6 protein-coding genes and 1 pseudogene are annotated in these 8,401 nt (G+C 72.1%); 2 read left to right on the top strand and 5 right to left on the bottom strand.

Features of this window, described 5'->3' with window-relative positions; translation table 11 throughout:
- Positions 1 to 64 precede the first annotated feature (64 nt).
- From ABT296_RS26830 to ABT296_RS26820, 3 genes and pseudogenes are all read right to left on the bottom strand, one after another.
- Positions 65 to 1,819, bottom strand: a pseudogene (locus ABT296_RS26830) (DEAD/DEAH box helicase).
- Positions 1,820 to 1,906: 87 nt separating this feature from the next.
- Positions 1,907 to 2,110 carry a cold-shock protein gene (locus ABT296_RS26825; protein WP_007502648.1) on the bottom strand — a complete coding sequence of 68 codons (204 nt, stop codon included), beginning with the start codon at positions 2,108 to 2,110 and terminating at the stop codon, positions 1,907 to 1,909.
- Positions 2,111 to 2,382: 272 nt separating this feature from the next.
- Positions 2,383 to 3,312, bottom strand: a complete 930-nt coding sequence (locus tag ABT296_RS26820) for a hypothetical protein (RefSeq protein WP_351931202.1) — start codon at positions 3,310 to 3,312, stop codon at positions 2,383 to 2,385.
- Between the two features lie 77 nt (positions 3,313 to 3,389).
- On the opposite strand from ABT296_RS26820, the gene ABT296_RS26815 reads away from it, so the two are divergent.
- Together ABT296_RS26815 and ABT296_RS26810 are read left to right on the top strand one after the other, a co-directional pair.
- Complete coding sequence (locus ABT296_RS26815; protein ID WP_351931201.1) at positions 3,390 to 4,466, top strand: helix-turn-helix domain-containing protein; 1,077 nt, start codon at positions 3,390 to 3,392, stop codon at positions 4,464 to 4,466.
- Positions 4,467 to 4,541: 75 nt separating this feature from the next.
- Positions 4,542 to 5,738 (top strand): NAD(P)/FAD-dependent oxidoreductase, encoded by a 1,197-nt coding sequence (locus ABT296_RS26810; protein WP_351931200.1) that lies wholly within the window; start codon positions 4,542 to 4,544, stop codon positions 5,736 to 5,738.
- 76 nt (positions 5,739 to 5,814) lie between these two features.
- Here the strand turns inward: ABT296_RS26810 and ABT296_RS38755 are convergent, their stop codons facing one another.
- Both ABT296_RS38755 and ABT296_RS26805 read right to left on the bottom strand, forming a co-directional pair.
- Positions 5,815 to 5,892 carry a hypothetical protein gene (locus ABT296_RS38755; protein ID WP_466330927.1) on the bottom strand — a complete coding sequence of 26 codons (78 nt, stop codon included), beginning with the start codon at positions 5,890 to 5,892 and terminating at the stop codon, positions 5,815 to 5,817.
- 39 nt (positions 5,893 to 5,931) lie between these two features.
- Entirely contained in the window at positions 5,932 to 8,250 is a 2,319-nt protein-coding gene (locus ABT296_RS26805; RefSeq protein ID WP_351931199.1) for an FdhF/YdeP family oxidoreductase, read from the bottom strand.
- Positions 8,251 to 8,401: the final 151 nt, after the last annotated feature.

Here is an 8,401-nt window from a genome sequence, read left to right as displayed (position 1 = left end):
CACGGCGGTTCTCCGCCGTGGCCACGCCTCTCTTCGTTATCGCTCTCCAGCGCTGCGAGCCGTCTCAGCGGTCCGCGGAGCGGGTCCCCGTGCCGGCCGAGCCACGCCTGGGGCGGCCGGACCCCGACCGCCGGGCGGCACCGCGGCCGGCGGCCGCCGACGCGCCACCGGAGTCCTTCGCCGGGGCCGCGGCACGGCGGTCCGAGCCCCGGTTCCCCGCCTTGGTGGCGGCAGCCGAGGCGGCCCTGCCCGTGCCGGCCGACGCCGACCGGCCCGCGGCACCGGCCGCGCCCCTGCCGGTGCCACCCGACGCGGTCGCCTTGCCGGCCGCACCCTGCGCCGTCCGGCCGCCCCAACCCCCCCCGCCGCCGGCCCGCCCGCCCCCGCCCCCGGCCCCGGCCTACGCCGCCTGGCCGCCCCCGCCCGTGCGGGGCCGACGGCCGCCACCGGGGCGGCCGCCGCCCTCGGTACCCGTGCCGGTGCGGCGCGCGGTGCGCGTCGCCGGCGGGGTCTCGGGCTGGGGAACCTCGATGGTGACGGCGACGCCGGAGGGCTCCCGGGCGCCGGTGATGGTGGCGAGTTCCGTGTCGCCGGACGTCAGCCGCGCCGTGCGCGGGCGGATGCCCGCGTCCGACATCAGCCTGGTGACCTCGCGCTTCTGCTCGGGCAGCACCAGGGTGACGACGCTGCCGGAGCCGCCGGCCCGCGCCGTGCGGCCGCCGCGGTGCAGATAGTCCTTGTGGTCGGCCGGAGGGTCGACGTTCACGACGAGGTCGAGGTCGTCGATGTGTATGCCGCGGGCCGCGACGTTCGTCGCCACCAGGGCGGTGACCTGGCCGTTCTTGAACTGGTCCAGGGTGCGGTTGCGCTGCGGCTGGGAGCGGCCGCCGTGCAGGGCGGCGGCGCGTACGCCGACGGCCAGCAGCCGCTTGGCGAGGCGGTCCGCGGACCGCTTGGTGTCGAGGAAGAGGATGACCCGCCCGTCACGGGCCGCGATACGCGTGGTGACGGCCTTCTTGTCGGTCTCGTCCATGACGTGGAAGACGTGGTGCTCCATCGTGGTCACCGCGCCGGCCGACGGGTCCACGGAGTGCACCACGGGGTCGGTCAGGAACTGCTGCACCAGGCGGTCGATGTTGCGGTCCAGGGTGGCCGAGAAGAGCAGGCGCTGCCCGTCGGGCCGTACCTGGCGGATCAGCTTGGTGATCTGCGGCAGGAAGCCCATGTCGGTCATCTGGTCGGCTTCGTCCAGCACGGTGATGCGGACGTCGTCGAGGACGCAGTCACCGCGTTCGACGAGGTCGTTGAGGCGGCCGGGGCTCGCCACCACGACCTCCACGCCGCGGCGGAGCGTGGCGGCCTGCTTGGTGATCGACAGCCCGCCCACGACGGTGGCCATGCGGAGGTTCACAGCGGTCGCGTACGGGGTGAGGGAGTCCGTCACCTGCTGCGCGAGTTCGCGGGTCGGCACCAGCACCAGGGCCAGCGGGGCCTTGGGCTCGGCGCGCAGCCCGGCGGTGCGGGCCAGGAGCGCGAGGCCGAACGCGAGGGTCTTGCCGGACCCGGTACGGCCCCGTCCGAGCACGTCACGGCCGGCCAGCGAGTTCGGCAGGGTGGCGGCCTGGATGGGGAAGGGAGTCGTCACGCCCTCGGCGGCGAGCGTCTTCAGCAGCCCCGCCGGCATGTCCAGACCGGCGAAGTCCTCGACGGCGGGAAGTGCGGGTGTCGTGCTTTCCGGCAACCGGAATTCCCTCGGCGCCGACGCGGACGGCGAGGGCGCGGAGGCCCGCCGGTTCGGCTTCTGGGGTCTGCGGGGCATGCGAATTTCTGCCTTCCTCAAAAACAGCACAAACCGGGGTCCGCGCCGAAACGGTGCGGACCCCGGTGAGCGAAATGCGTCCGGCGATCAGGCGGGAACGATGTTCTCCGCCTGCGGGCCCTTCTGGCCCTGCGTGACGTCGAACGAGACGCGCTGGCCTTCCTGGAGCTCACGGAAGCCCTGGGTGGCGATGTTCGAGTAGTGGGCGAAGACGTCAGGGCCGCCGCCGTCCTGCTCGATGAAGCCGAAACCCTTTTCAGAGTTGAACCACTTCACGGTTCCCTGTGCCATGTCTTTCTCCTTCTGTAGGCAGAGGCCCCATCCGGAGATGCCGGTAAAACTAATAATGCGCCCGAGGAGAAGCATTCCCGTCAGGCGCACATAGGTTCATGGGTACCACAACTGCAACACCGAAACCGTAGCACAGTCAGGCCGGGGAGGCGCGCCGAGCCGACACGCGCTTCACTCCGCGTCGTCACTGAGCGTCACCCGGGCGGCCGCTCCCCCGGGGCGGTGACCTGGCCTCGCAACCGGCACGGCTCCCGCCGCCCCCGTCGGCCCGCTCACAGCCAGCCCCGCTCCTTCGCGCGCAGGGCCGCCTGGAAGCGGGTGTTCGCTTGGAGGCGGCCCATCAGCTCGGCGACATGTCCGCGGAACTTCCGTACCGACACGCCGATCGCGCGGGCCGCCGCGTCGTCGGTGTCGTACCGGGTCAGCGCGTCCAGCACCCTTCGCTCCATGGACGACAGCCGGGTGTCGTCCAGGTCCTGGGCACGGTCCCACATCCCCTCGAACACGTCCGCCAGCACGGCGACGACACCGGGCTGCCGGATCTGGAGCGCGCCCGCCCACGGATCGTCGGGGTCGGCCTGCACGAACGCGACGGTGTTGTTGATCACGGCCAGGTGCCGGACGGGCTCGGCGGTGACCCGGTGCAGATCGCCCAGGGCGTGCCAGGAGCGGGCGTACGTCCGCTGTTCCGGGTCCTCCAGCGCGTGCAGGGAGAACAGGGTCCGGCTGCGCAGGCCGGCGGCCAGCAGGCGTTTGAAGGGGGACGGGTCGTAGGCGTCGTCGGGCTCGTTGGCGCGCGGCTTGAGGTGGACGAACCCACCGGGCTCCTGCACCAGCAGGGTGTGCATGCGCAGGGTCACGGTCTCGCCGTCCGGGATGTGTTCCACCATGCGCACGCTGCGGCCGCTGCGGTGCTCCTCGACCAGTTCGGCGAGGACGTCCCAGGCGCCGCCGACCTCGGTCAGCCGTTGCTGCGCCTCGGCCATGCGCCGCCGTACCAGCAGGTTGACGGCGGCGACCGGGGGGATCGCGGTGAGTTCGCCGTCGACCAGGCCCAGTGAGCGCAGTTCGGTCATCACCCGCGTGGCGTCCGGCAGCGCGAGTTCGGCAGCCGCGCGGCCGGGGTCGGCGTGGGCGTTGCGCAACAGGTGCCGGTACAGAAGTTCTTGATGGGACGTCAGTCCCAGTTCGCCGAGGCTCATGGCCGCTGCCCTGCATACCCTGTTCGGGCCGGGCCGCCCGAGGGGTGGTGGCCGCCCGGGGAACGGAGGGGGAGGCCGTGATCGGGACCGTGTTCCGCAGTCAGGACGTGCCCGCGCAGGACCGGTTCGACTGCTGGCGGGAGTTGGTCGCCCGGACCCGGGTGTGCGAGGCGACGAGCGCCCATGTCGCCGATTTCCGGGCGGAGTTGCACCGTATGGAGCTGGGCGAGGTGACGGTGTGGAAGACCTCGATACCGCCGTCGCGTTTCCTGCGCACCCCGCGGGCGGCGACGAGCGGGTCCGACCCCGAGCTGTACCACGTCACCCTCATGCTGAACGGGGGCCTGGCCGTGAGTCACGAGGGGGGCCGGGCCGTCATCGGCCCGCACGCGCTGACGGCCATCGACAGCGTGCGTTCCTACGACGTGCGGGCCTACCGGGCCGGACCGCAGCACGGCTTCGTCGAGGGCGTGGCCGTGGACCTGCCGAGGCGGATGCTGCCGCTGCCGGCCGACCGGGTCCGTGAGGTGCTCGGGCGCGGTCTGCCGGGACGGGAGGGCACGGGCGCGCTGCTCGCGGGGTTCCTGCTCGGTCTGGAGGCGCAGGCCGCTGCCCTGACGCCGGCCGAGGCGCCCCGGCTGGGCACGGTCGTGCTGGATCTGGTGTCGGCCTGGTTCGCGCAGCTCCTCGACGCCGAGGACCGCCTGCCGGAGCGGACCCGGCAGCAGGCGCTGACCGAGCAGGTCCGGGCCTTCGTCCAACGCAACCTGCACGAGCCTGAGTTGACTCCGTCGGCGATCGCGCGGGAGCACCACGTCTCGCTGAGTCACCTGCACCGCGTCTTCACCGGTCCGGACGGTGAGACGGTCGCCGCCTGGATCCGTGCGCAACGCCTGGAGAGGGCCCATCGCGACCTGGCGGATCCCGCGTTGCGCGGCACTCCGATCCAGACGGTCGCCGCGCGCTGGGGGATGCCCCGCGCTTCCGATTTCAGCCGTATGTTCCGCGCCATGTACGGACTCTCGCCCAGGGAGCACCGCGGCCGGTCCCTCGACGGGGCGACCGGAGACCCAGTGCCTGGAGAGGGGAGACGGAACGACAACAACGCGGTTTCGGGGCAGGGCGGTTCGCGCCCCGGGCGCCCATCGCGGTGACCCGCGTCACACCGTGTCACAGGTGACGGCCGGCCGGTGTCCCTAGGTCGAACCCCTGGACACGGAGGAGTGACCATGCCGAAGCAGACTCGCGTCGTCGTGATCGGTGGCGGCTACGCCGGTGTGATGGCGGCCAACCGCCTGACGCGGCGCGCCGACCTGACCGTGACCGTCTTCAACCCGCGCCCCACGTTCGTGCCGCGGCTGCGCCTGCACCAGCTCGCCGCCGGCACCCATGACGGGATCGTCGACTACGGCGAAGTCCTCACCGGGAGCGCCCGGTTGGTGGTCGAGGCCGTGGAACGGATCGACGCCGCCGAGCGCGTCGTGGTCGCGGCGAGCGGCGGCCGCACCGACTACGACTTCCTCGTCTACGCGGCCGGCAGCACCGGGGCCGGCGCCGAGGTCCCCGGAGTGGCGCGGTTCGCCCACTCGGTAGCCACGCTCGAAGCGGCGCAGCGGCTGCGGTCGGTGCTGGCGGACACGCCGACGACGGCCGCGGTGACGGTCGTCGGCGGAGGGCCCACCGGGATCGAGACGGCGGCCGAACTGGCCGGGCGGGGACGCCGGGTGACGTTGCTCTGCGGCGGCGTCCTCGGCCCGTACCTGCATCCGCGGGCCCGGCGCACGGCACTGGGATACCTCGGCCGGGCCGGGGTGACCGTCCTCGACGGCGCCGGCACCGAGGTCACGGCGGTGACCGGGGAGGCCGTACGGCTCGCCGACGGGCGCGAGCTGCCGAGCCGGGTCACCGTGTGGACGGCGGGGTTCGGGGTGCCGGATCTCGCCGCGCGCAGCGGGCTGAGCGTGGACGCGGCGGGCCGCCTGATCACCGACGAGACGCTGACCAGCGTCGACGACGAGCGCATCGTCGCCGCCGGGGACTCGGCGGCGCCCTCGGACCTGCCGTTCCGGATGAGCGCGTATGCCGCGGGCTGCCTGGGCGCGCATGCCGCCGACACGGTCCTGCACCGGCTGGCGGGCGAGGAGCCCACGCCGGTGGACCTGTCGTTCCCGGCGATGTGCCTCAGCTTCGGCCGCGGCGCCGGCATCTTCCAGATCGGCCGCAAGGACGACACGGCGACCCGGCTCTACGTGCCCGGCCGGGCGGGGGCTCTGCTGAAGGAGGTGTCGTGCCGGGCCAGTGTCCGGCATCTGGCCCATGAGGCGCGCAAGCCCGGTTCGCACTCCTGGCCCGGGGGCGCGCACCGTCGGCAGTTGCTGCGGGACGCGGACTCCAGGGCCCGTGACGTCGCGGAGCGGCGGGGCTGAGCGGAGGCGGCGGGCCTGGCCGGGGTGGGGGCGGGGCCGTCGGCCTGCGGCGCCCGGGTGGGCGCCGCAGGGGTGGTCAGCACTGCGGACGGCGTCCGTGGTTGGCGGCGTGCTTGCGGCGGGACTTCTTCTTGCGGCGTCGCTTCGAGGACATGCGTACCTCCCGGGGGGAATTGAGGGAATCCCTCGTGGGTCAAGTGGCCGCGGTGATGCGGACCTTGACGTGTTTCATGATCGGCTGGTCGCTCTGGGTGCTGTAGTCGGCGAGAGCGATCAGCACGTTCATCTCGGGCATGTAACCGGCGGCGCAGCCGCGGGGAACGGCGTACGGGACGGCGAGGAAACCGTTCAGGGACCGGTTGGTGCCGTCCTTGGCCGTGGCGACGATGTCGACCGGGTCGAACTCGTCGAGTCCGCGTTCGCGCATGTCGTCCTGGTTCATGAAGACCAGTTCGCGCAGGTTCCTGATGCCGCGGTAGCGGTCGTCGTCCGAGTAGATGGTGGTGTTCCACTGGTCGTGGGAGCGCATGGTGCCGAGCGCCAGCGTGCCCGGTTCGGGCACCACGTCGGGCAGCGGGGCGGTGGAGAACTCGGCGCGCCCCGAGGGGGTGAGGAAGACCAGTTCGCGGGCGGGCTGCTTGATGCGGAACCCGAGCGGCAGCCGGACCCGGCGGTTGAAGTCCTCGAACCCGTCGAGGGCGCGGGCCATGGTGTCGCGGATGCGGTCGTAGTCCTCGACGTACCAGTCCCAGGGGGTGGGGCTGTCGGGCAGTGCGGCCCGGGCCATCCCGGCGATGATCGCGGGCTCCGAGAGCAGGTGCTTGGAGGCGGGCCGCTTCATGCCGGTCGACAGGTGGACCATGGACATGGAGTCCTCGACGGAGGTGGCCTGGACGCCGCCGCGCTGATGGTCCTTCTCGGTACGCCCCAGGCAGGGCAGGATCAGGGCCTGCCTGCCGTGCACGAGGTGACTGCGGTTGAGCTTCGTGCTCACCTGGACGGTCAGGTCGCAGCGGCGCAGCGCCTCGTACGTGAACGGGGTGTCGGGGGCGGCGAGGGCGAAGTTGCCGCCCATGCCGATGAACACCTTGATGCCGCCCTCGTGCATGGCCTTGATGGTGCCCACCGTGTCCAGGCCGTGCCGGCGGGGCGGGTCGAACTCGCAGACTTCTCCCAGCCGGGCCAGGAACTCCTCGGTGGGCCGGTGATCGATGCCGCAGGTGCGGTTGCCCTGGACATTGCTGTGGCCGCGCACGGGGGACGGTCCGGCGCCCTCGCGGCCGAGATTGCCGCGCAGCAGCAGGAGGTTGACGATCTCCCGGACGGTGTCGACGCCGTGCTCGTGCTGGGTGACGCCCAGGCACCAGCTGACGATGCTGCGGTCGGCGTCGGTGTAGACACGGGCCGCCTTGAGGATGTCGGCGCGGGCGAGTCCGGACTGGCGTTCCAGTTCCTCCCACGGCGTGGCCTCGCAGAGCTTGCGGTAGTCCTCGAAGCCGGTGGTGTGCCGGTCGACGAACTCCCGGTCGAGCGCCTTGGGGTCGGTCCGCTCCTGTTCCAGCACGGCCTTGGCCATGCCGCGGAGCAGGGCCATGTCGCCGCCGACGCGCACCTGGAGGTTGAGCGTGCCGGTGCGGGTGGCGTGGAAGGTGGCCATGTCCTTGAAGTCGTGCGGGATGATCGCCTTTCGGGCGGCCGCCTCGATCAGCGGGTTGACGTGCACGATCTGGGCACCGCGGTGCTGCGCCTCGACCAGCGAGGTGAGCATCCTGGGCGCGTTGGAGGCGACGTTCACGCCGAGGATGAACAGGGCGTCCGTGGCCTCCCAGTCCTTGAGGTCGACCGTGCCCTTGCCGGTGCCGAGGGACGCCTGGAGCGCGCGGCCGCTGGCCTCGTGGCACATGTTGGAGCAGTCCGGCAGGTTGTTCGTGCCGAGTTCCCTGGCCATCAACTGGTAGAGGAACGTGGCCTCGTTGCCGAGCCGCCCGGAGGTGTAGTACGCCGCCCGGTCCGGGTCGTCGAGTTCGCGCAGCGTCCGCCCGACCAGTTCGAACGCGTCCCGCCAGGAGATCGGGACGTAGTGGTCGCTGTCGGCGTCGTAGACCATCGGCTCGGTCAGCCGGCCCTCGTTCTCCAGCTCGAAGTCGCTCCAGGTGGACAGCTCGCTCACCGAGTGGCGGGCGAAGAGGTCGCGGTCGGCACGCTTGCGCGTCATCTCCCAGGTGACGTGCTTGATGCCGTTCTCGCAGATGTCGAGCTTCAGCCCCTTGGTGTCGTCCGGCCAGGCGCATCCGGGACAGTCGAAACCGCCGTTCTCGTGGTTCATCTTCATGATCGCGCGCGGGCCGTCGAGCAGCGCGCGCTCGCGGAGCAGGAACCGCGTGACGCTGTCGGCGGCGCCCCACCCGGCGGCGGGGTGGTGGTAGGGCTTGAACTGCGGCTCTTCCCCGGGCTTGGGGCCCACGCGGGATTCGAGCCGCTCCGGCCCCTGGTCCTCGTGGGAGGCGTTCAAGGCAGTCACCTTCCGGCAGCCGAACGGAGCGATGCGCCGGGTTCGCGGCACTTTGACCCAGGCTATTCCGGTCCCTCGGACCTCGCCATGCGGCCCGGACGGAGCCCGCGTTGATATGCTCGAAAATTGCCCGAATCGCACATTTCAGGCC

This window comes from Streptomyces sp. NPDC000983, assembly GCF_040299205.1.
GTDB lineage: Bacteria > Actinomycetota > Actinomycetes > Streptomycetales > Streptomycetaceae > Streptomyces.
The sequence above is the reverse complement of the archived record's forward strand: the minus strand, read 5'-3'. Positions and strand labels throughout refer to the sequence as shown.

What these genes read in the sequence shown, in the direction of transcription:
- ABT296_RS26825 (WP_007502648.1), bottom strand. Translation starts at nt 2,110, where the DNA reads ATGGCACAGGGAACCGTGAAGTGGTTCAACTCTGAAAAGGGTTTCGGC.
- ABT296_RS26820 (WP_351931202.1), bottom strand. Translation starts at nt 3,312, where the DNA reads ATGAGCCTCGGCGAACTGGGACTGACGTCCCATCAAGAACTTCTGTAC.
- ABT296_RS26810 (WP_351931200.1), top strand. Translation starts at nt 4,542, where the DNA reads ATGCCGAAGCAGACTCGCGTCGTCGTGATCGGTGGCGGCTACGCCGGT.
- ABT296_RS38755 (WP_466330927.1), bottom strand. Translation starts at nt 5,892, where the DNA reads ATGTCCTCGAAGCGACGCCGCAAGAAGAAGTCCCGCCGCAAGCACGCC.